Origin of the sequence: Nonomuraea sp. NPDC049419 (assembly GCF_040676995.1) — a bacterium.
GTDB classification, from domain to species: domain Bacteria; phylum Actinomycetota; class Actinomycetes; order Streptosporangiales; family Streptosporangiaceae; genus Nonomuraea; species Nonomuraea salmonea.
This window is the reverse complement of sequence record NZ_JBFAQB010000018.1, coordinates 73,839-93,795: the sequence shown is the minus strand read 5'-3', so window position 1 is coordinate 93,795 and position 19,957 is coordinate 73,839. Positions and strand designations below refer to the sequence as shown.

General features: G+C 72.6%; 23 protein-coding genes and 2 pseudogenes. 9 read left to right on the top strand and 16 right to left on the bottom strand.

Annotation, left to right across the window (positions count from 1 at the left end):
* Positions 1 to 347 precede the first annotated feature (347 nt).
* The 8 genes and pseudogenes from AB0K12_RS37165 to vanY-N form a co-directional block, all read right to left on the bottom strand.
* Positions 348 to 1,022: a DUF998 domain-containing protein gene (locus AB0K12_RS37165; RefSeq protein WP_364571878.1), complete on the bottom strand. Its 675-nt coding sequence runs from the start codon at positions 1,020 to 1,022 to the stop codon at positions 348 to 350.
* A gap of 176 nt (positions 1,023 to 1,198) precedes the next feature.
* A complete protein-coding gene (locus tag AB0K12_RS37160) occupies positions 1,199 to 1,945 on the bottom strand; it encodes an alpha/beta fold hydrolase (RefSeq protein WP_364571876.1) in 747 nt (248 codons plus the stop codon).
* Entirely contained in the window at positions 1,945 to 2,292 is a 348-nt protein-coding gene (locus AB0K12_RS37155) for an SDR family oxidoreductase (protein WP_364572104.1), read from the bottom strand. The genes AB0K12_RS37160 and AB0K12_RS37155 overlap by 1 nt, the downstream gene beginning before the upstream one ends.
* A gap of 18 nt (positions 2,293 to 2,310) precedes the next feature.
* The gene (locus AB0K12_RS37150) at positions 2,311 to 2,706 is read right to left on the bottom strand and encodes an SDR family oxidoreductase (protein ID WP_364571874.1); all 396 of its coding nucleotides are present in this window, start codon (positions 2,704 to 2,706) and stop codon (positions 2,311 to 2,313) included.
* 62 nt (positions 2,707 to 2,768) lie between these two features.
* Positions 2,769 to 3,746, bottom strand: a complete 978-nt coding sequence (locus AB0K12_RS37145) for a sigma-70 family RNA polymerase sigma factor (RefSeq protein WP_364571872.1) — start codon at positions 3,744 to 3,746, stop codon at positions 2,769 to 2,771.
* A gap of 310 nt (positions 3,747 to 4,056) precedes the next feature.
* A pseudogene (locus tag AB0K12_RS37140) lies at positions 4,057 to 4,200 on the bottom strand (IS630 family transposase); the annotation flags it as partial.
* Positions 4,201 to 4,214: 14 nt separating this feature from the next.
* A complete protein-coding gene (locus AB0K12_RS37135; protein WP_364571870.1) occupies positions 4,215 to 4,946 on the bottom strand; it encodes a VOC family protein in 732 nt (243 codons plus the stop codon).
* A 10-nt stretch (positions 4,947 to 4,956) separates the two neighbouring features.
* The gene (gene vanY-N, locus AB0K12_RS37130) at positions 4,957 to 5,517 is read right to left on the bottom strand and encodes a D,D-peptidase/D,D-carboxypeptidase VanY-N (RefSeq protein ID WP_364571868.1); all 561 of its coding nucleotides are present in this window, start codon (positions 5,515 to 5,517) and stop codon (positions 4,957 to 4,959) included.
* 211 nt (positions 5,518 to 5,728) lie between these two features.
* Between vanY-N and AB0K12_RS37125 the strand changes: the two genes are divergently transcribed.
* From AB0K12_RS37125 to AB0K12_RS37115, 3 genes are read left to right on the top strand one after another with little or no spacing between them, the layout of a single operon-like run.
* On the top strand, positions 5,729 to 6,394 hold the full coding sequence (locus AB0K12_RS37125; protein ID WP_364571866.1) for a response regulator transcription factor: 666 nt from the start codon (positions 5,729 to 5,731) through the stop codon (positions 6,392 to 6,394).
* A gap of 6 nt (positions 6,395 to 6,400) precedes the next feature.
* Positions 6,401 to 7,888 (top strand): HAMP domain-containing sensor histidine kinase, encoded by a 1,488-nt coding sequence (locus tag AB0K12_RS37120; protein WP_364571864.1) that lies wholly within the window; start codon positions 6,401 to 6,403, stop codon positions 7,886 to 7,888.
* On the top strand, positions 7,885 to 8,358 hold the full coding sequence (locus AB0K12_RS37115; RefSeq protein ID WP_364571862.1) for a hypothetical protein: 474 nt from the start codon (positions 7,885 to 7,887) through the stop codon (positions 8,356 to 8,358). Before AB0K12_RS37120 ends, AB0K12_RS37115 begins: the two co-directional genes overlap by 4 nt.
* Here AB0K12_RS37115 and AB0K12_RS37110 read toward each other — a convergent pair.
* Entirely contained in the window at positions 8,306 to 9,364 is a 1,059-nt protein-coding gene (locus AB0K12_RS37110) for a MarR family transcriptional regulator (protein WP_364571860.1), read from the bottom strand. The two genes, AB0K12_RS37115 and AB0K12_RS37110, sit on opposite strands and share 53 nt — an antisense overlap.
* Before the next feature lie 169 nt (positions 9,365 to 9,533).
* Between AB0K12_RS37110 and AB0K12_RS37105 the strand changes: the two genes are divergently transcribed.
* Genes AB0K12_RS37105 through AB0K12_RS37095 form a run of 3 tightly spaced genes read left to right on the top strand, consistent with a single transcriptional unit; the run spans position 9,534 to position 12,547 of the window.
* The gene (locus AB0K12_RS37105) at positions 9,534 to 11,138 is read left to right on the top strand and encodes a serine hydrolase domain-containing protein (protein WP_364571858.1); all 1,605 of its coding nucleotides are present in this window, start codon (positions 9,534 to 9,536) and stop codon (positions 11,136 to 11,138) included.
* A gap of 33 nt (positions 11,139 to 11,171) precedes the next feature.
* Positions 11,172 to 11,762 carry a TetR/AcrR family transcriptional regulator gene (locus tag AB0K12_RS37100; RefSeq protein WP_364571856.1) on the top strand — a complete coding sequence of 197 codons (591 nt, stop codon included), beginning with the start codon at positions 11,172 to 11,174 and terminating at the stop codon, positions 11,760 to 11,762.
* A complete protein-coding gene (locus AB0K12_RS37095) occupies positions 11,759 to 12,547 on the top strand; it encodes an SDR family oxidoreductase (protein ID WP_364571854.1) in 789 nt (262 codons plus the stop codon). Before AB0K12_RS37100 ends, AB0K12_RS37095 begins: the two co-directional genes overlap by 4 nt.
* A gap of 2 nt (positions 12,548 to 12,549) precedes the next feature.
* Here AB0K12_RS37095 and AB0K12_RS37090 read toward each other — a convergent pair whose 3' ends face one another.
* The 3 genes and pseudogenes from AB0K12_RS37090 to AB0K12_RS37080 all read right to left on the bottom strand — a co-directional run.
* Positions 12,550 to 13,002, bottom strand: coding sequence for a hypothetical protein (locus tag AB0K12_RS37090; protein WP_364571852.1), 453 nt, complete (start codon positions 13,000 to 13,002; stop codon positions 12,550 to 12,552).
* Positions 12,999 to 13,139 (bottom strand): hypothetical protein, encoded by a 141-nt coding sequence (locus AB0K12_RS37085; RefSeq protein ID WP_364571850.1) that lies wholly within the window; start codon positions 13,137 to 13,139, stop codon positions 12,999 to 13,001. The genes AB0K12_RS37090 and AB0K12_RS37085 overlap by 4 nt, the downstream gene beginning before the upstream one ends.
* Before the next feature lie 213 nt (positions 13,140 to 13,352).
* A pseudogene (locus AB0K12_RS37080) lies at positions 13,353 to 13,418 on the bottom strand (TetR/AcrR family transcriptional regulator); the annotation flags it as partial.
* 44 nt (positions 13,419 to 13,462) lie between these two features.
* Here AB0K12_RS37080 and AB0K12_RS37075 point away from each other — a divergent pair.
* Both AB0K12_RS37075 and AB0K12_RS37070 read left to right on the top strand, forming a co-directional pair.
* Positions 13,463 to 14,485 carry an LLM class flavin-dependent oxidoreductase gene (locus AB0K12_RS37075; protein WP_364571848.1) on the top strand — a complete coding sequence of 341 codons (1,023 nt, stop codon included), beginning with the start codon at positions 13,463 to 13,465 and terminating at the stop codon, positions 14,483 to 14,485.
* Between the two features lie 88 nt (positions 14,486 to 14,573).
* A complete protein-coding gene (locus AB0K12_RS37070) occupies positions 14,574 to 15,233 on the top strand; it encodes a restriction endonuclease (RefSeq protein ID WP_364571846.1) in 660 nt (219 codons plus the stop codon).
* An 86-nt stretch (positions 15,234 to 15,319) separates the two neighbouring features.
* Here the strand turns inward: AB0K12_RS37070 and AB0K12_RS37065 are convergent, their stop codons facing one another.
* Positions 15,320 to 16,411, bottom strand: a complete 1,092-nt coding sequence (locus AB0K12_RS37065) for a hypothetical protein (RefSeq protein ID WP_364571844.1) — start codon at positions 16,409 to 16,411, stop codon at positions 15,320 to 15,322.
* Positions 16,404 to 16,997, bottom strand: a complete 594-nt coding sequence (locus AB0K12_RS37060) for an RNA polymerase sigma factor (RefSeq protein ID WP_364571842.1) — start codon at positions 16,995 to 16,997, stop codon at positions 16,404 to 16,406. The genes AB0K12_RS37065 and AB0K12_RS37060 overlap by 8 nt, the downstream gene beginning before the upstream one ends.
* Before the next feature lie 155 nt (positions 16,998 to 17,152).
* On the opposite strand from AB0K12_RS37060, the gene AB0K12_RS37055 reads away from it, so the two are divergent.
* Positions 17,153 to 17,389, top strand: coding sequence for a hypothetical protein (locus AB0K12_RS37055; RefSeq protein WP_364571840.1), 237 nt, complete (start codon positions 17,153 to 17,155; stop codon positions 17,387 to 17,389).
* A 1-nt stretch (position 17,390) separates the two neighbouring features.
* Here AB0K12_RS37055 and AB0K12_RS37050 read toward each other — a convergent pair whose 3' ends face one another.
* Together AB0K12_RS37050 and AB0K12_RS37045 are read right to left on the bottom strand one after the other, a co-directional pair.
* A complete protein-coding gene (locus tag AB0K12_RS37050) occupies positions 17,391 to 18,605 on the bottom strand; it encodes a cytochrome d ubiquinol oxidase subunit II (protein ID WP_364571838.1) in 1,215 nt (404 codons plus the stop codon).
* Positions 18,598 to 19,941: a cytochrome ubiquinol oxidase subunit I gene (locus AB0K12_RS37045; protein ID WP_364571836.1), complete on the bottom strand. Its 1,344-nt coding sequence runs from the start codon at positions 19,939 to 19,941 to the stop codon at positions 18,598 to 18,600. Before AB0K12_RS37045 ends, AB0K12_RS37050 begins: the two co-directional genes overlap by 8 nt.
* Positions 19,942 to 19,957: the final 16 nt, after the last annotated feature.

The window sequence follows — 19,957 nt, the reverse complement described above, 5'->3', positions numbered from 1 at the left end:
TTCCTTCCGGCAACGTGACCTACCAGCGCACCCGTGCCCTTGACCTGCCGGGACGTTCACGCTGCCCAGCCACACCACGGGGCGCCGTGCCGGGAGTCTCGACTGCATTTTCGTGGACGGAGAACGTGATGTCCTGTACGCGGCCAGGTCTGGGAGGACGTGGAATCTGGCGGATGCACGCCGATTTCACCGGCGGGCCGACGCCGGTGGACAAAGTCTGCGTATACGGCACCCTGGGCGTTCACCACCCGGGGACCGAAGAATGCCCTCTCGGAGCCGACGCCGGTCATGGCCGGCCGCCGTCAGATGCCGACCGCGCCCATCCGGCGCGGTGAGGACCAGCGCCGCTACCGGAGTGTCGCAGTCGGCCGACGGGCTACCACAGTTGTGACACCGAGCACCGCGGCCCAGACCACGATCGCATATACAGCCAGCCGTTCCATGCCGCCCAGCCCGAGTCCGAGGAACTGACCGCTGAGGAAGAGCGCCGTCGCCGCCACCCCGACCGCTCCGGTGAACAGGCTCCACACGCCTACGAAGTGGTGGCCCGACGTGCGCAGGCGCAGGCCGTACACGATCATGCCGACGTTGCCGCACACGAAGATCAGTAACGCACCTATCAGATGGAGCAGCATGTTCTCGTTCTCTGGTGCCAAGCCGACCAGAATCCAGCCGAGGCCGGCCAGCGCCACCATCACCCGTCCCGCGCGCCCACCCCGCGCGCCCGAAGCGAGGAGCAGACCCGCGACCAGTAGCAGGCCGAGGACGAGAAAAGATCCGTTCATCAGCGCGTGCCGGGGTGAACAGGCGGTGGGTCCACACGCGGTGTTGCCCAAGTCGCTGAGGTAACCCTCGGAGACCGGGTACGGCGCCACCCACTCAGCTTGCACAACGAAGTCCACCGCAAACACCTGCAGGCACGACAGCCAGGCGACCCCGGCTGCCACAGACCGGTACATCCCGCTCGATCTCCGGCCGTCCCAGAATCCACGCGTCCGAGCGGACGGCTTCTCATCGGCCATCACACCTCCCTGAGGTCCCATGTCCTTGTCCTACAGCGATCCTTCCGTCCCGGGAGGTGCTGCGGTATCTGCCGAACGACTGATTATGTGGGGAGGCCCTACCGACTCGTTGATCGGGCCGGGGGCCGCGTCCTCGGAGCGGTGGAGAAGGCTCGACGAGGTGGGTGCCGTGGATCTTAAGCGGCCTCGGTGACGGGTGCCAAGGCTGGGTCGTCGATCGGGTGGAGCTGGGTGGGCGGGTGGAATAGGGCCCGGCCGAGGTCTTGCAGGGTGCGCAGGCCCCTGCTGGTCATGGTGAAGCCGCGCCAGCCGTGGGCGGCGCGGTCGAGGACGGCCCACACGAGTGAGACGCAGCTGGTTGCGCTGGGGAAGCGGCCGATGACCTTGACGCGGCGGCGGGTCTCGCCGAACGTGCGCCCTGTCGGACGATCAGCAGCGGCGGGCGCAGGCCCCAGGCGGCCAGGATCGGCTCGGCCCGCCGCCCGTCGTGCAGCTTGAAGTGAGATGCCTTCAGGAACGGGGAACCCGGCCGGCATGGGAGCCGCCGCACCGTCCACGATGAACGGCGGCTCATACAACGCCAGCCTGCTGATCGGCGCCCCAGCGAGCACGGCCTCCAGCGCGAGCACGGCGCCCGAGGACTCGCCGAAGACCATCGCGGTGTCACCGAACCGCGTGATCAGCGCGATGATGTCCTCGACCTCGCTCCGTACCGCGTACGGCGGGCTGTCGCCGCTCTCGCCGCGGCCCCGCCGGTCGTAGGTGACCACCGTGTACCGAAAGGACAGCCGGGAGGCCATGCCGGATCCGCAGGCGTCGATCGCCCGGTGCATGATCGCGCCGCCGACGTAGATCACCGTGGGACCGGTCCCGACGCTGGTACAGGCGATCGGTGTCCCGTCGGCCGAAATGATCGCGGGCATCAGTCGAGCACCGCCCCGGCGGTCATGTTGATAGCGGCGCCGGTCACCGTACGCGCCCAGTCCGAGGCGCCGAAGACGGCGAGGTTTCCCACGTCCGCCAGCATGGCCGCGCGGCCGGTGAGGGTCTGCCCCACCAGCCACGACTGCAGCTTCTCGTAGCCGTCGAAGCCGGTCGGGACGGTCTCGGGCAGCCCGCTGGTGCGCAACGTGAGCACGCGGATCCCGTATGGGCCCAGTTCACAGGCGAGCTGGCGGCGCATGGCCTCGACGGCGTCGAACGTCGTCCCGATACCGCCGACGTGGAACCGGCGGGTGACCTGCCAGTCGAACGTGCCGCCGAAGGTCATGATCACGCCGGAGCCTTGCTAGATCATCTGGCGCGCCGCGGCCCGTGCGGTGAGGAATTTCGATCGGACCGCCACTTCGACGGGCCGCAGGTAGTCCTCCACCGACATCTCCACCATCGGCGTGCCCTGCACGTCCTGATCGGCGATCACGTTGACCGAGATGTCCAGGGCGCCGGACCGCTCGATCACAGCAGCGGCGTGCGCATCGACCTGTGACTCATCCAGCGCGTCCACCACGGCGGGATGCGCCTGACCGCCGCCGGCGGTGATGTCCTCGGCCACGGCCTGCAGCGCCGCCATGGTGCGACCGGCCAGGTGCACGACGGCTCCTTCGCGGGCGAACGCCCGTGCAATCGCGCCAGCGACCGAGCCTCCACCTCCGTACACGACCGCGATCTTGTCCTTCAGCAGCATGCGTCCCTCCAGGGGCGTCGTCAGAACGTTCACCCCCTTACAACTCGGCGATCACCCCGAACTCATCGCCGATCGGCGGGAAGCGACGGCGGCAGCCCGAACGCGTCGAGATCACCGAGCAGGAACGCGGTGATCGCCACGATCCGGCCGTCCCGGAGCGTCAGCACGTCCAGCCCCTCGGCGACGAACGCCCCACGCGCGCCGTCCCACCGGTATCCGCCGAATGCCAGTTGCCCGTTGGCCATCGTCGGCACCATCCGCCACCGGTGGGTGAGCGGCCCGCCTGACAGCACGGCGGCCACCGCGGCCCGGCCCTCGTACCGTTCCGGCATCGGCGGCATCGCCAGCCGGACATCATCGGCGAGCAGCGCGACGATGCCATCGACGTCGGCCGACTCCCACGCGCGCACGTAGCGCTCGGCCAGCGTCCGCACCCCGCCACCGAGCTCCGCCAGTTCCCGCTGCTGGGAGCGGGCCGGAGCCCGCCGGGCGACCACCTCGCGGGCCCGCTGCAGCGCGCTGTTCACCGCGGGCACGCTCGTGCCGAGCAGTTCGGCCACCTCCCGGGCCGGGAAACCCAGAACGTCACGGAGCACGAGCGCGGCCCGTTGCACGGGCGAAAACTGCTGCAACACGGCGACGAAGGCCAGCTCGACGTGTTCCCGCACGACCGCACGGGCCTCCGGACCCAGCGACTCCAGCCCCAGCCGCGCATCCGGGTACGGCTCCAGCCAGGCGGTCTCCTCCGTGGCCGGCACACCCGGCGACAGGTCCGTCGGCAGTTCGCGCCGCCGGCGCGAACCGATCGCCGTCAGACACCGGTTCGTCGCGATGCGATACAGCCACGCGCGCAGCGACTGCCCGTCGAACCGGGCCATCGCCTTCCAAGCTCGCAGCAGGGACTCCTGCACAGCGTCATCGGCGTCGTGCACCGACCCCAGCATGCGATAGCAGTGCTGGTGCAACCCGGCACGGTACGGCTCGACCAGTGCCGCGAACGCCGTCTCGTCCCCCGCGCCCGCAGCCCTGATCAGCGCCATCTGCTCCTCATGAACCGGCATGCCCCCATCCAAGACCATCCGGGCATCCGGGCAGCTCACCAGGGGTACCTCCGCGGGCGGACACGCTCGACCGTCGTCGCGGTCTCCTACGCCGACGCCCGCAGGAAGCACTCCACCCTCGCCTTCCTCAGCCCCGCCGGACACGAAAAGCAGACCATCGCATGCTTGCCGGCCCGGGGTGGGCAGCTGCCAGGCCGACCCGAACATCTTGCCGTGCCTGCGGATCGGGTGTGCCCAGTCAGTGGTGTATCTCGGATTGTTTGATTGGCAGGTGGTCGGGGTCAGGCGGCCGGGCCAGCCGATACACCCACCGGCCGGTGGTCATCTCCAGCGCGCCGAACACCGTCACCTGCCGGTTTTTGCCGGGCGTGCCGATCTCGGGCCGGGGCGAGCGCAGGGTCCAGGTGGCGCGCACGTGCGGCAGTAGGTGGACTTCTGGAATCCCGCTCAGCCGAGGACGCAGAACTCGTTGCCCGCCGGGTCGGCCAGCACCGTCCACGGCACCTCGCCCTGCCCCACGTCGGCGAGGGTCGCGCCGAGCGCCCGCAGCCGGGCCACCTCCGCCGCCTTGTCCTCGCGCCGGTACGGCGCCAGGTCGAGGTGGAAGCGGTGCCACGCCGCGGGCTCGCCGTACGTGCGGAGGAACTCGAGGTACGGCCCGACCCCCTTGGACGAGCGCAGCCTGGCGTAGACGTCGGTCAGCTCGTGCACGGTCCAGTCGATCGCCTCGCCCCAGAAGCCGGCCATGGCCCGCGGGTCCTCGCAGTCGACGACCACCGCGGCGATCGGCCCGGTGTCGCGGTAGATCTCGCGGGGCTCCAGGACGCAGAAGACGTTGCCCTCGGGGTCGGCCAGCACCGTCCACGGCACGTCGCCCTGGCCGACGTCGGCGGGGGTCGCGCCGAGCTCCTTCAGGCGGGCGACCAGCTCGGCGTGGTGGGCGTCGGAGGTGGTGGCGAGGTCGAGGTGGACGCGGTAGCGCACCGTCGCGGGGTCGGGGACGGCGACGAGGTCGATGCACACGGCCGAAGGGTCGGGCCAGGAGAAGCCGACGGGCTCGAGGTTCGTCACGCCGGGCGCCTCGCTGTCCATGCCCCAGCCGAGGGCCTCCGCCCAGAAGCGGCCCAGCGCCGCGTCGTCCTTGGCCTTGAGGTTCACCTGAACGAGTTGCAACGGCATGCGGCCCACCCTATCGGGACGTCTCGGAATGATCGCCGGGGTGCGGGCGGCGGCGCGGCGGGTGGCCGCCGAACTCGGGGTGGTGCTCGAAGTGCCACCACTCGTTGTCGTACATGCGGTAGAGGTCGTAGCGGGCGCCGTGCTCCTCCAGCCAGCGCGCGCCCTCGCGCGGCCTGATGTCCAGCGCGACGCCCTGGACGTGGCGCGACTCCGCCGGCGGCAGCACCAGCATGCGCGCGGAGTCCGGGGAGCCGGAGCGGCGTACCTCCTCGTCGAACAGCCGCTGCTGGGCGGCGGGGTCGCGGTAGCCCGAGGTGAGGCCGATGAGCTGGCCGTGCCGCCAGAGCGCCTCGGTGCGGGCCGCGCTGAACGCCGCTCTGGCGCCGCCGGTGAGCCCGGTCAGGTTCTCGGCGGGGAAGCGCAGGCCCAGCGCCCAGCCGCAGGCCAGCTCGCGGGCGCGGCCGGGGCGGCGGGCGAAGGCCACGGGGAGCAGGACAGCGGCGAGCACCAGCGTGGCCACCGCGTACAGCCGGTCTCGGAGCCGAGGTGGGAGGGTGTGTGGTTCGTCCATGGCGACTTACCATGGGCGGCGGATGTGCGCGCGCCGTCCGTCACATGTCATGGTTCGACGACGGCCGTGTCTGCTGGTCGGCGCTGGCCGGATCGTGACACGACCATGACATGACGCGGACCGTGCGGGCACACGACCGGTCGATAGTGGAGGGGTTGACCGGCGGGTGGGATGACGGAGTGTGCCTTTGAGACAGGGCGGCGGATCGCGCGTGTTGTTGATCGAGGATGATCCCGCCGTGCGGGAGGGCCTTGAGCTGGCTCTGAGCCGGCACGGCCACCGGGTGCGCGCGGTGGAGTCCGGCGAGCAGGGGCTGGAGCGGCTGCGTGCGGATCCTCCGGACGTCGTCGTGCTCGACCTGATGCTGCCCGGCATCGACGGGTTCGAGGTGTGCCGCCGCATCAGGGCGGCCGGCGACGTGCCGATCATCATGCTGACCGCGCGGGGCGACGACTTCGACGTGGTGGCCGGACTGGAGGCGGGCGCCGACGACTACGTGGTCAAGCCGGTGCAGCCGCGGGTGCTGGAGGCGCGCATGCGGGCGGTGCTGCGGCGCGTCGGCCGCGAGCAGGCGGAGCTCGAGCGCTACCGCGACCTGACCATCGACCGCGCGGGGCTGGTGGTGACCAAGCGCGGCGAGCCGGTCGGCCTCGCTCCGACCGAGCTGCGCATGCTGCTGGAGCTGTCGGGCACGCCGGGGCGGGTGCACAGCCGCCAGCAGTTGCTGGAGTCGGTGTGGGAGCACGGTTACTTCGGCGACTCGCGGCTGGTGGACGCGTGCGTGCAGCGGTTGCGCGCCAAGATCGAGGACGACTCGGCGGCGCCGGTCTACGTGCAGACCGTCCGCGGGTTCGGCTACCGGTTCGGGCCCGTGTAGATGGCGGTGGCGTCCTTGGGGTTGCGTGCCCGGCTGCTGGCGGCGTTCGTGCTGCTGTGCGTGGTGACGGCGGCGGCGGTGGCCGGCATCGGCTACGTCAAGGCGCGCAACGAGATCCTGCAGCGGGCCCAGGACGCCGCGGTGGACGCGATGCGCGACCGGCTGGCGGCGCTGTTCCCGCTGGCCACCGACGCACCTGGCCAGGACGAACTCGCGAGGATCGCCGCCGGCCTGCACGACACCAACTCCTCGGCCGTCGCCTTCTTCCGCGGGCAGCACTCGCCGGGCCGCCCGGCCCCGCCGCCGGGACGACGGCGGTCCGGCGGGCCGCCGCCGAAGCCGGACCTGGATGAGGCGGACATTCCTGCCGAGCTGCGGCGTACGGTCGCGGGCGGCACCATGGCGTGGCAGCGGGTGACCTGGCGGGGGCAGCCCCTGCTGATCATCGGCGCGCCGCTGCTGATCGCCGAGCCGGACGGGACGACCCGCAACTCCGGCATCGAGGTCTACACCGCACACAGCCTGCTGCCCGAGCAGCACAGCATCGACGGGCTCGCCCTGTGGGCCTGGCTCACCGGTGCCGCGGCGCTGGTGTTCGCGGTCGTGCTCGCCACGCTGGCCACTCGTGGCGTGCTGCGCCCGGTGCGCGAGCTGGGGCGGGCGGCGCGGCTGCTGGGCCAGGGCGAGCTGCGGACGAGGATCGCGGTACGCGGTGCCGACGAGCTGGCCGACGTGGCCCGTACGTTCAACGACACCGCCGCCGAGCTGGAACGGCACGTCGAGCAGCTGCGCGCGATGGAGGCCGACGCGCGCAGGTTCGTGGCCGACGTCTCGCACGAGCTGCGGACGCCGCTGGCCGCGCTGACGGCGGTCGCCGACGTGCTGGACGAGGAGGCGGCCGGGCTGCCCGAGCCCGCCGGGCGGGCCGCACGGCTGGTCAGCCAGGAGACGCTCAACCTGACCGGGCTGGTGAACGACCTCATCGAGATCAGCCGCTTCGACTCGGGCGTCGCGGCCCTCGCGCTGAACGACGTGGACGTGGCCGAGCTGGTCCGCGCCACGCTGCGGACGCGCGGCTGGACCGAGTCGGTGCAGACCGACCTGCCGGCCGGGGTGACGGCCCGCCTGGACCCGCGCCGGGTGGACGTCATCCTCGCGAACCTGGTCGGCAACGCCCTGCGCCACGGCGAACCTCCGGTGTCGGTACGCCTGTCCGCCGGCCCCTCGTCCGTCACCCTCGACGTCCGCGACCACGGCCCCGGCCTGGACGAGGAAGTGCTCCCCCACGTCTTCGACCGCTTCTACAAGGCCAGCGCGGCCCGCGCCAGATCCGAGGGCAGCGGCCTGGGCCTGGCGATCGCCCGCGAGAACGCCCGCCTCCACAAGGGCGACCTGACCGTGATGAACGCCCCGGACGGCGGCGCCCTGTTCACCCTCCGCCTCCCCCGCACCACGGACGAGGACCTCGTCGAACGGGATGGGGGTGCCGAGTGACCAGGACGCTGAGGAGGCTGGCGGCGGGGCTGGTGCTGGTCACCGTGGCGGGGTGTGGGGTGCGGCCGAGTGACGTGATCCCCGTCGGCCTGCCGCCGAGCGGCGCCGTCGCGCCGGCCAGGGCGACCAAGCTCTACCTGGTGAAGGGCGACCGGCTGCAGGCGGTGACCCGTTCCCGGGGCCGGTGGCATCCGGCGGACGTCCTGGCGGTGCTGGCGGACGGCCCGACGGCGAAGGAGCAGGCGCAGGGCTACACCACGGACATCCCGCTGGACGCGGCCCCGTTCATCGTGGTCTCCGAGCCTGGCGGCCGCCTGGTGGTGACCCCGTCGGGCTCGTCCGGCGAGCTGTCGGAGCTGGCCGTCGGTCAGATCGTGTGCACGGTCGCCGCCCTCCTGCCGGGCGGCCCCGGCGAGATCACGGTCGCGGACGCCGAGCCGGCCGTGGATCCCCGGACCTGCCCGAGGTGACCGCGAGCGCCGCACGCTGAGCGGCGCTGAGCCGGTCAGGCGCCGCCTCGACGGCGTACGTGCCACGCCCTGGCCGCCCCAGGACGAGCGGCCAGGAGAGGTCAGGACGCCGCCCGGCCATGTCCAGGGCATCGGCGGCCCGCTGGGCCGGCCAGCCCAGCGCCTTCGCGAGGGCGTCGACGGTGAGCGGCCGAGCGGCATGCACAAGAGCCGCGATCACCGTCATCGCGTCGCTCACCGAAGCGCCGCCGAAACCCCGACCGGGGCGGCCATCGTCATCAGCGCCGTCATCAGCGCCGTGGCCAGCGCCGTGGCCGCCGCCGTGACCGCTGTCATGGTGCTGCTGGTCGTTGCCGTCCATGTGGTGGCTGATCCGGGCGAAGAACTGACCCATGGCGCGGAGCCTGGTGCCGGGTGGGGTTTCGGGGCCGAGCAGGTGCGTTCCGCGTTGTGCGGCCTCGGCGACGCGGGCGTGGGCGCCGGTGTCGGCGCGCCAGACGCGGTGCCAGACGTCGTCGGCCACCCGGTAGCGCTCGCGGCGCCCGCCCGGGTCCTGACCGCGTTCGACCAGCTCGACCGCTTCGAGGTAGCCGATCGCCTTGGACACCGAGGCCGGGCTGACCCGTAACCGGCGGACGAGATCGGCGGAGGTCAGGCTGCCGGAGTCGGTGAGGAGCAGGCCGACGAACACCCGGGAGGCCATCCGGGGCAGACCGGTGCCGGCCAGCAGGACGGCGAACTCGTCGGCGAAGCGCCGCGCCGCCTCGCTCTGCCGCACGTCGGGCGCGGCGACGGGACGCCTTCCTGGCCGCCGGGTGCGCCGCTCGGTGTCCTGCTGGGCGGAATCAGGGTCGTAGCCGGACGGGCCGCCGTTGCGGGCCACCTCACGGGTGACGGTGGAGGTCGCCCTGCCGAGCCGCCGCCCCATCTCGGCGTATTCGAGGCCGTCGGCCAGCCAGGCGGCGATGTTCCTGCGGTCGTCGTGGGTCAGCCTGCCTCCGGCCATCGAGGTTCCTCCTCCCTTGCGTTCACTCACCTTACATTGCAACGACGCCAGTGTCGGAATTGCATTTACCAGCAGCACCGCTGCAACGATTCTCGGAAAACGGCCTATTTGGATTCATAGGAGAGAAAACGCAACGTAGCCTTTCCCCATCTCGAAAGGAGAAACCTCCATGTGGAACAGCGTGCGGGCGAGGGTCGAAGAGCTCCTCGCCGACTACCGGATCCCGAGCGCCGCGATCGGCGTCTGGCAGGACGGGCAGATCACCGACCTCGCGGCCGGCGTACGGAACGCGGTGACCCGCGAGCCTGCGCGGCCCGACACCGTCTACCAGTGCGGTTCCATGACGAAGACCTGGACCGCCCTCGCCTTCATGCAGCTCGTCGACGAAGGCAAGGCCGACCTGGACGAGCCGGTACGCACTCACCTGCCCGCCTTCCGGGTCGCCGACCCGGAGGTGAGCGCCACCCTCACCCCCCGCCATCTCCTCAACCACACGAACGGCATCGAGGAGGCGTACGGCGACCCGGGCGAGGACGACGACGTCTACGAACGCATGGTCGCGAACATCGCCGGAGCCCCCCAGGTCTTCCCCCTGGGCCACACCCACGGCTACAGCGCCGCCCTCGGGTACGCGATCCTCGCCCGCGTCATGGAGGTGATCGACGGCGAGCGGTGGGACGCCATCATGCGGCGCCGCCTCTTCACTCCCCTGGGTCTGACCGGCACCAGCACCGGGCCGGCCGACCCGGACCGCGCCACGACGGGCCACCTGGTCGGCCCCGACGGCCCCGTGATCTCGCCCGTGCCCCGGCTGCCGCGCGCGTTCGGCCCCGGCGGCGGCATCAGCTCGACCGCCAGGGACGTGCTGACGATGGCGCACGTCCTGCTCGACGGCGGCAGGGCGCCGGACGGCACCCGCATCCTGTCGGAGCAGGCCATCACGACGATGCTGGAGTCGCGCGTCCCCGTGCCCGACGCGTACGGATTCGGGCCGGAATGGGCACTCGGCCTCATGGTGAGCGACTGGCACGGCCGGACGGTCTACGGGCACGACGGCAGCACCGTCGGCCACAGCGCCCGGCTGCGCATGCTCCCGGACGCGGGCCTCGCCCTGGTGCTGCTGACCAACGCCGGCCCGCGGGAGGCGTTCTTCAGGGAGGTGTGCGACGCCATCCTCCCCGAGCTGGGCGGCCCCACCATCCCGGAGCCGCCCCGTACGACGACGACAGGTCCAGCACGGTACGAGGGCGTCTACGAGCGCCCCGGCACCCGCTACACCGTCTCGGCGGAGGACGGGCAGCCGCGCCTGACGTACACGCCGAACCCGGTGCCCACCCGCGAGCCTGAGCACCGCACCTGCGAGCTGCTCCCCATCGACGACACGCACTTCCTGGTCATCGACCCGGTCGAGGATCCCTGGACCATTGCCTTTTTCGACGTCCGCGACGGCGTCCCGCAGTACCTGCACGCGAATTGCCGGGTCTTCCCGCGAGCGCCGGACAAGGGCGCGGGCGTGCACGTGGTGGCGGTCTCCACGGTCAGCGACGGCGACCGGTTCTGGGACGCGCTGAAGTCGGCGTACGGGCAGCTCCCGCGCGGCGCGGCATGGACGGTGGCAGTCGCCGGCGCCGACGGCACGAAGGCGGTGAACGTCATCGTCCACGACTCCGTGGACGGCGTCAGGAGCTTCGTCGAGCGGCACGTCGGCCCCTATGCCACCACGGAGTACTTCGAGGCGGACGCCGCCAACGCCGTGGGCCTGCCGACCGGTTGACGTACGTTTATCCATGGGGATAACGTTATCCGCATGGATAAACGCCAGGCGGCGACGGCGGCGCGCAAGGAGCAGATCACCCGCACCGCCGTCACCCTGCTGGCCGAGCGCGGCTACCGGGCGACGACCTTCGAGGCGATCTGCACCGAGGCCGGGCTGAGCAGCAAGCGGCTGATCACCTACCACTTCTCCGGCAAGGACGAGCTGCTCGCGGCCGTGGCCGACCAGATCGTGGCCGACAGCGAGCGCTACATGCTGGCCGCGCTGGACGGCGTGACCGGCGCCCGCGAGCTGCTCGCCGCCGTCATCAGGGCGAACGTGCGGTTCATCGCCGACCACCCCCAGGAGGTGGAGGCACTGCGGCAGATCCTGCTGAACGGCGGCCTCGGCGACTACGAGCACCACGACGTCGACTCCCGGCACCGGCTGGCCAGGCTGCTCGAAGAGGGCCGACGCACCGGCGTGTTCCGCCCGTTCGACGTGCGGGTCATGGCGGCGGCGCTGCGCGCCTCGATCGACGGCGTGGCCCCGCTCATCGCCGGCGGCATGGACCCCGGCCTCTGCGCCGACGAGCTGGTCGAGCACTTCGACCGCAGCACACGAGCAGACAAGGCAGAACGATGACCACTACAGAACATGCCGGGCGGACGTACGTCGTCACCGGCTCGGCGTCGGGCATCGGCGCCGCGACCGCGGCCCTGCTGCGCGAGCGCGGCGCCACCGTGATCGGCTGCGACCTCGGCGGCGCCGACGTCCGCGCCGACCTGTCCGCCCCCGAGGGGCGGCGGTCGCTGGTCGAGCAGGTGAGCGCGCGCGGGCCGATCGACGCCGTGCTCGCCGTGGCGGGCGGCGGTAAGACGGGGCTGCTGGAGACGAACTTCTTCGGCGCGGTCGCGACGCTCGAAGGGCTGCGCCCGCTGCTGGCGCGCAGCGCGGCGCCCAGAGCCGTGGCGGTGTCGTCCACGTCCTCGCTGGAGCCCGCGGACGAGCGCATCATGAAGGCGTGCCTCGACGGGGACGAGGACGCCGCGCTCGCCCTGCTGCGCGCCGAGCCGGACATGGGCGGCCCGTCCGGCGCCTACGGCATCGCCAAGCGGGCGCTGAACGGCTGGGTGCGCAGGGCCGCGCCCTCACCCGCGTGGGCTGGAGCCGGCATCGCGCTCAACGCCGTCGCGCCGGGCGTCGTGGACACGCCCGCCGCCGCGTACATCACGGAGAACGACGAGGTGCGCCGCGCCGTGGAGGCCGTGGCGCCGCAGCCCTACGGCGGCTTCCCCGGGCGGCCCGAGTGGGTCGCCGAGCTGATCTGCTGGCTCGCCGGGCCGGCCAACAGGTTCGTCACCGGCCAGATCGTCTTCGCCGACGGCGGCGCCGAGGCGACGCTGCTCGGCGACCGTCACTGGAGCTGACCTCACCACCCCGCCGAGGCCAGGAAGGGCAGCACCACGCCGGCCATCTCGTCGGGCACCTCCTCGGCGAGGTCGTGCCCGGCGTCGAAGACGTGCCCGGTGACGTCGTCGGCGAACGTCCGCAGCTGGGTCTCGTTCCGCTCGCCGATGAAGGCGGAGCCGCCGAGCGCCAGCACGGGGATGTCGAGCCTGCGCCGCGCCGCCTGCCGGTTCTGCTCGGCGTCCACGAGCATGGCCCGGTAGATCGCGAGCATCGCGCGGATGCCGCCGGGCATGGAGTAGCAGCGCACGTACTCCTCGATGGCGTCGGGGGTGGCGCTGTCGGGCCTGCTGCGCTCGTTCTTGATCATGTACGTGATCAGCTCGCGCTCGTGCCCGGCGATGAGCATCTCGGGCACGTCGGGCTGGAAGTAGAAGCCGAGGTGGGCCATGAGGGCGGCGATGTCGTCGCTCATGGTGGCGGAGTCGTAGCCGCCGGCGGGGCGGGCGGAGTCGCCGAGCCCGCGCAGGTCGGGGACAACGACGGCAGCTCGCCGCGCTCGGCCGCCGCGCGCAGCAGGGTGGCCAGCGCGTCCTGGTTGGCGGCCAGCACGTCGCGGACGATGCGGCGGGTCGGCTGGTCGTGCGGCAGGCGCTCGGTCGCGGCGTTGATGAGCAGGCAGCCCCGGTCCCCGCCCTCGACGGCGACGCGGACCCGCTCGGTCAGCAGCGCGCGGACGGCCGCGCGGACGTCGGACTCGCGTTCGAGCGTGCGCAGGGCGGCGGTCGCGTACGTGGTGCGATAGTGCTCGAGCGCGGCCCGGTAGAGGCCGTCCTTGTCGCCGAAGGCGGCGTAGATCGAGCCCTGCCCCAGACCGAGGTGCCGGGTCAGGTCGCGGACGGAATGTCTTTGCCGAGGGGAAGGTTGAAGTGCGCATGAAAAGGATCGGTTTCCTGAGCTTCGGGCATTGGTCGTCGTCGCCGTACTCGAAGGCGCGCAGCGCGTCCGACACCCTGCTGCAGTCCATCGAGCTGGCGGTGGCCGCCGAGGAGCTCGGTGCCGACGGCGCCTACTTCCGGGTGCATCACTTCGCCCAGCAGCTCGCCAGCCCGTTCCCGCTGCTGGCCGCCGTCGGCGCGCGGACCAGCCGGATCGAGATCGGCACGGGCGTCATCGACATGCGCTACGAGAACCCGCTCTACATGGCGGAAGACGCGGGCGCCGCCGACCTGATCGCGGGCGGGCGGCTGCAGCTCGGCATCAGCCGCGGATCACCCGAGCAGGTCATCGACGGCTGGCGCTACTTCGGCTACGCGCCCGCCGAGGGCGAGAACGAGGCGGACATGGCCCGCCGGCACGCCGAGGTGTTCCTGAAGATGCTGGAGGGCGAGGGGTTCGCCGAGCCGAACCCGCGGCCGATGTTCCCCAACCCGCCGGGCCTGCTGCGCCTCGAACCGCACTCGGAGGGGCTGCGGCGGCGCATCTGGTGGGGCTCCAGCTCGAACGCCACCGCGCGCTGGGCCGCCGAGCTCGGCATGCACCTCATGAGCTCCACGCTCAAGGACGACGAGAACGGCAAGCCGTTCCACGTCCAGCAGGCCGAGCAGATCCAGGCTTACCGGGAGGCGTGGAAGGAGGCCGGGCACGAGGGCGAGCCGCGCGTGTCGGTGAGCCGGTCGATCATGCCGATCGTGAACGACACCGACCGCGCGTACTTCGGGCACGAGCGCACCAGCTCCGACCAGGTCGGCTTCATCGACGCCACCACCAGGGCCATCTTCGGGCGCACGTACGCCGCCGAGCCCGACGTGCTGGTCAAGGAGCTGGCCGGCGACGAGGCCATCGCCGCCGCCGACACGCTCCTGCTGACCGTGCCCAGCCAGCTCGGCGTCGACTACAACGCCCACCTGCTGTCCTCGGTGCTGACCCACGTCGCCCCCGCACTCGGCTGGCGCTGAGGACGAAGACGAGCCCGGCTCTCGGCGAGTTCTGTCGGTCCCGCCGCGCACAATCGCCTTGGACACCACTCTGGTACGGGGAGGCGCCATGGCGAGGGGCTCCAAGCGAGGGAGGCGGCGCGCGGGGCGGCGGCAGGGCCTGATCGCGGCGGCGGGCGCGCTCAGCGTCGCGGTCGTGTGGTTCGCCGGCGAGCATCCCGGCTGGGCGGCGGCGATCGGGTGCCTGCTGGCGGTGCTGTTCGTCGGCGGGCTCGTGCTGCGGCACCGGATGATCGAGGCGGAGCGGCGGCGGTTCCTGGCCGCCAACGCCGAGCTGGAGCGCGTCGATCGGATGACGGGGCGCGCGTTCGAGCACCTCGTCGCCGAGCGGATGATCGCCGACGGGTTCCGCCAGGTCCGCGAGCGCGGCGGCGCCGGCGACGGCGGGGTCGACATCACCGCCGTCGCCCCCGGGCACGGCCGGATCGCCGTCCAGTGCAAGCGGTACGCCAAGACGGTCGGCGCACCCGACGTGCGCAACTTCCTGGGCGCGCTGGCCAACGCCTTCGCCGGCCACACCGGCGTCCTGGTCACCACCAGCACCCTCACCCGCCAGGCCAGGCAGGAGGCGTTGGGCGCGCGCGAGCCCCTGATCCTCGTCGAACGCGACCACCTGGCCGACTGGCTCCTGGGCAAGGCCCCGCTGTTGCCCGGGGGCCACCCGGGCAAGGGCGTGCTGCCGACCGGCGACGAGACCCCTGCCGGGTGAACGGTGCGCGCGAGCGCTGCGGTGTGGCGGGCCGCAGAGCGGTCGGTCGCGAGGCGGTCAGCCTGGGACCGTCAGCCCCGGGGCGGTCAGTCGTGGTGGGGCTGTTCGTCGGTCCAGCCCGCCGACTTGACGACGAGCTGCGCCAAGGGACTGCCGGGCCCCAGGCCGCGGAACGACCCGTCCTTGACGACCTCGCTGCTGCCCTTGAGCCGGTAGGTCGTCGGGTCGAGCACCATCGTGTACGTGTAGGCGATGCCTTCGAGCTCGCCCTCGGCGGTGATCGCGATCCCGCCGTCTCCGTGGGAGGCCGTCACGCCGGGCAGGTCGGCGAGCAGGCGGAACGTGGCGGCCCTGATCTCGGCGGAGGGCGCCTCGTACAGCAGGAAGCTGACGCCCCGCCGCAGCTTGTCCGCCGCGCCGCGGTTCTCGATGCCCGGCGGGAAGAGCAGCTCCTCGAACCGGCTCGGGTCGGCGGCCGTCCGCGCACGTTCGGCGGCCCTGGCGGGGGCCTCGGCGCGGGCCTTGGCGGCCTTCTGCTCGCAGCCCTTGGGGTCCGAGTTCTGGGCGCAGATCCGCTGGACCGCCCGATCACCGTCCTCAGGGGTCATCCGCTGCTCCTGCCAGCCGGTGCCGGCGGGATCGTCGCCGGGCACCCATCGGCCGTCGCGCCGGACGAAGGACGTGGGCGAGCCCGCCCGTTCCCACGCCTGCCTGTCACGCGACGTCAGCGGGCGTGCCGGCAGCGTCCGACGGAAGCTGGTGGCGGTGCCGTCCGGCTCGCGGGGGTGCCAGGAGTCCATCTCGTACGAGACGAGCACCAAGTACGGCTCTGCCCCGTCAACCGGGACCGGGCGCGACTCCACGACGTGGACGCGCCGGAACCGCCCCTCCGGCTCCGCCGCGCTCCGCTCCGCGGCGGCGAGCAGGATCGTCCTGGCCGAGAGCCCCTTGTCCACGCCCGGCGAATCGGTGCCGGTGACCGTCACGGTGAGCGCCACGGCGACCGCGGCGGCGGCTCCCAGCCCCACGGCCCGCCTGCCCCACCGGGGACGGGCGCGGACCACGGCCGCGCCGCCCGCCTGCGCCTCCAGGGCGAGCCGGGCCCTGATGCGCTGCTGGAGGCGCGGGTCGGGCTCGATCTCGCCGTACGCTTCGCGCACCATCGTCAGGTCATCCATGGCCGGAGCTCCTTTCCGAGTCGTGCAGGGGGTTGGCGTCGCCGAGTGCCGCGCGCAGCTTCTTGCGCGCGCGGTTCAGGCGGGATCCGACGGTCCCGTACGGGATGCCGAGCGCGGCGGCGACCTCGTCGTGGCTCAGCTCGGCCAGGGCCACGAGCAGCAGCACGTCACGGTCGCCGTCGTTGAGCCCGGCGATGGCCTTGGCGATGGCCGGCTGTAAGCCCTGGGCGGTGACGCGGGTGACGACCCGGTGCTCGGGCCCTTCCGCGGCGGGGTCGGGCGTCTTGCGGGCCATCGCGCGCAGGGCGCGCAGCTCGGCGCGGCGCTGGGTGCTGATCTGATTGGTCGCGATGCCGTACAGCCAGGTCCTGACGCTGCCGCGGGCGGGGTCGTAGCCTGACCTGTTGCGGAACGCGGTGAGGAAGATGTCGGAGACGACGTCCTCGGCGGCGCTCGCGCCCAGCCGGCTCGCGACGTAGCGGTGGATCTCGGCGAAGCGCGCATCGAAGATCGCCGCGAAGCGTTCCGGGTCTGTGGCGGAGAGCAGCAGCTCGGTGGAGTCGTCCAGCTGGTGGGGGGCCGTCACGTGGGGGGCCTGGTCATCAATCGCCTCTCGACGAGGTGGGCTGTGTCAGTGGGTATAGTCCACAGCCGCCCCTCGCTTTCACGGGCTCTCGTGAGCGGCCTATCCGGCCTCCTGGAGGCGGCGGCGAGCGGGGGGCCGGGCGGCAGGACGGCGACTTGCCCCTCGGTCAGCAGGTCCTGGCCGTCGAACCCGTCCCGCTGGTGCCCCAGGGCATCGTCGCCGCCTTCTTCGTGGCCGGCGGCACGTTGCGCCACAGCTGGTTCCTGGCGACGTACATGGAGCCTGGGCCGCGCTACCCCGTGGCGGGCGGCTTCATCCTGCTCGGGCCGGCCATGTACGGCGCGGGCTACTGGGCCGTCAGGCTCGCCGTGACCCGGCAGGACCCGCACTGACTCACGGCCGCTCCGGCTCCGCGGTGGCGAGGGCGAACGTCGCCACGGCCCCCGCGATGAGACACCCGACGCCGAGCCCGAGCAGCAGGCCGGGCTCGGCGAGGAGGGCGAGCGCCAGGCCCGCGGACAGGGTGACGACGGCGAACCCGCCGAGCCGGCGGCGGCCCGCGCGGCGCTCGGCGGCGAACCCGGTGCGGCGCTCGGCCTCGCCCGGGGCGCCGTGGTCGAGGTCGCCGCGCAGGAACAGCCGGAACAGCAGGATCAGCGAGGGCAGCAGCACGACCGCGCCCGCCGCGACCGCGACGACGATCGCCCGCAGTGTCGGCGTCCCTGCGGCGGCCTGGTCGAGCGTGAGGCCGGGCAGGAAGCGGGGCCGCTGCGCCAGCGCCCACCCGGCGATGACCGCCGCCACCGCGAGCGCGGCCGACGCGCGGGCCGGCTCGAAGCGTTCGCGCCACACCAGCAGCAGGGTCGCGATGCCGGCCAGCCCGGAAAGAGCGACCATGACGGCACCGGCGCCGGTGGTCAGCCCGGTGAACAGCGCGGGCGCGTCGAAGCGGGCCACGATGAGCCCGGCCAGCGCCAGCGCCCCGGCGCAGCCGCCCGCCGCGAGCGCGCGGACGCGGAAGTCGTGCTCCAGGCGCGGCGAGCCGGTCCTGCGGGCGTCGGCGGCGAGGTAGACGGCGGCCAGGTAGCCGCCGGCGGCGACGGCGAGCGCGCCGATGAGCAGCGAGGTGGGGTTCAGCCAGCTGGTGACCAGGTCGCCCGCGGCGTTGCCCACCGGGACGCGTCCCGTGGCGATCGCGCCCGCGACCGTGCCCAGCGCGAACGGGGTCAGGATCGAGGAGAGCGCGAACAGGTACTCGATCGGCCGCTCGCCGGGCGCGCCGTCGAGCCGGCCGCGCAGCGCGTACGCGGCGCCGCGCAGGATGATGCCGACCGCGGCGGCGAACAACGGCACCGCCAGCGTCGAGGTGATCGACCCGAACGCCACCGGGTACGCCGTCCAGCACACCACCAGCACGAAGATCAGCCAGACGTGGTTGGCCTCCCAGACCGGCCCCATGGCGTGCCTGGCGTGGTGCCTCATCGCCTGATGCCCGGTCTCGCCCCGGCCGGCCAGCAGCGTCCAGAGGCCGGCGCCGAAGTCCGCGCCGGCGAGCACGGTGTAGGCGGCCAGGCCGGCCAGGATGAAGATCATCGGCAGCTCAGTCATGGTGGTCCGCCTCGATCGGGACGCGGCTGAAGCGGTGCAGCAACCACGCGACGCCGCAGGCCAGCCCCAGATAGACCACGATGAGGGTGCCGTAGCCGAGCGGGATGCCGGGCGCGCCGGTGACGGCCTGGCTCGTCCGCATGACGCCGTACACGATCCAGGGCTGGCGGCCGACCTCGGTGGTGACCCAGCCGCAGATGAGCGCGACCACCGCCAGGGGGCCCGCGGCGACGACCGCGCGGTAGAACCAGCGTGAGCGGGGCAATCGGCCGTGCCGCAGCCTGGTGTAGAGGTGGATGACGCTGATGAGGGCGAGCAGCAGGCCGATGCCGACCATGGCCTGGAAGGCCAGCCGGACGACGTTGACCGGCGGCTGGTCGGCCACCGGCACGGCGTTCAGGCCGGTCACGGTGGCGTCGGGGTCGTGGAAGGCCAGCAGCGACAGCAGGCGCGGGATGGCGACGCCGTACCTGACCTCCTCGCCGTCGTACCAGCCGAGCAGGTGCTCGGGGGCCCCGCTGGTGGTGCGGCCGAGCCCCTCCAGCGCGGCCAGCTTGACGGGCTGGTGCTGGGCGACCTCGCGGGCGGCCCAGTCGCCGACGATCACCTGCACGGGCGCGGCGACCGCCGCCGCCGACAGCGCGATCGTCAGCGCGGTGCGCCGGTAGCGGTCGCGGCGGCCGCGCAGGAAGCCCCACGCGTACGGGACGGCGACCAGGAACCCGGCGACGACGAACGCGGCGACGTACATGTGGACGAACTCGTGCCAGAAGAACCCGTTGCCGAACAGCGCCTCCCACGGCCTGGCATCGGTCACCCGGCCGTCGCGCAGGGTGAAGCCGGCCGGGTGGTTCATCCAGCCGTTGACGGAGATGACGAACAGCGAGCCTGCGACACCCGCGAGCGCCACGGGGATGCCGGACAGGAAGTGCGGCAGCGGGCGCAGCCGGTCCCAGCCGTAGACGTAGATCGCGATGAAGATCGCCTCGGTGAAGAACGAGAAGCCCTCCAGCGTGAACCCCAGCCCGAACACCTCGCCGAAGCGCGCCATCCAGGCGGGCCACAGCAGGCCCAGCTCGAAGCTGAGGATCGTCCCGGTGACCACGCCGATCGCGAACAGCGCCAGCATCACCTTGGCCCAGCGCCGGGCCAGCGTGCGATACAGCGGGTCACCGCCGCGCAGGTGGCGCCATTCGCAGAACAGCACCATGGCGGGGAAGGCGATGCCGAAGCACACCAGCGGGATGTGCACGGCGAGCGACAGCGCCTGCATCTGCCGCGCCTGGAACAGGTACTCCTGGTCGATCGCGCCCAGCACTGTGACCGTGCCGCTCATGTCGTCTCTTCACCCC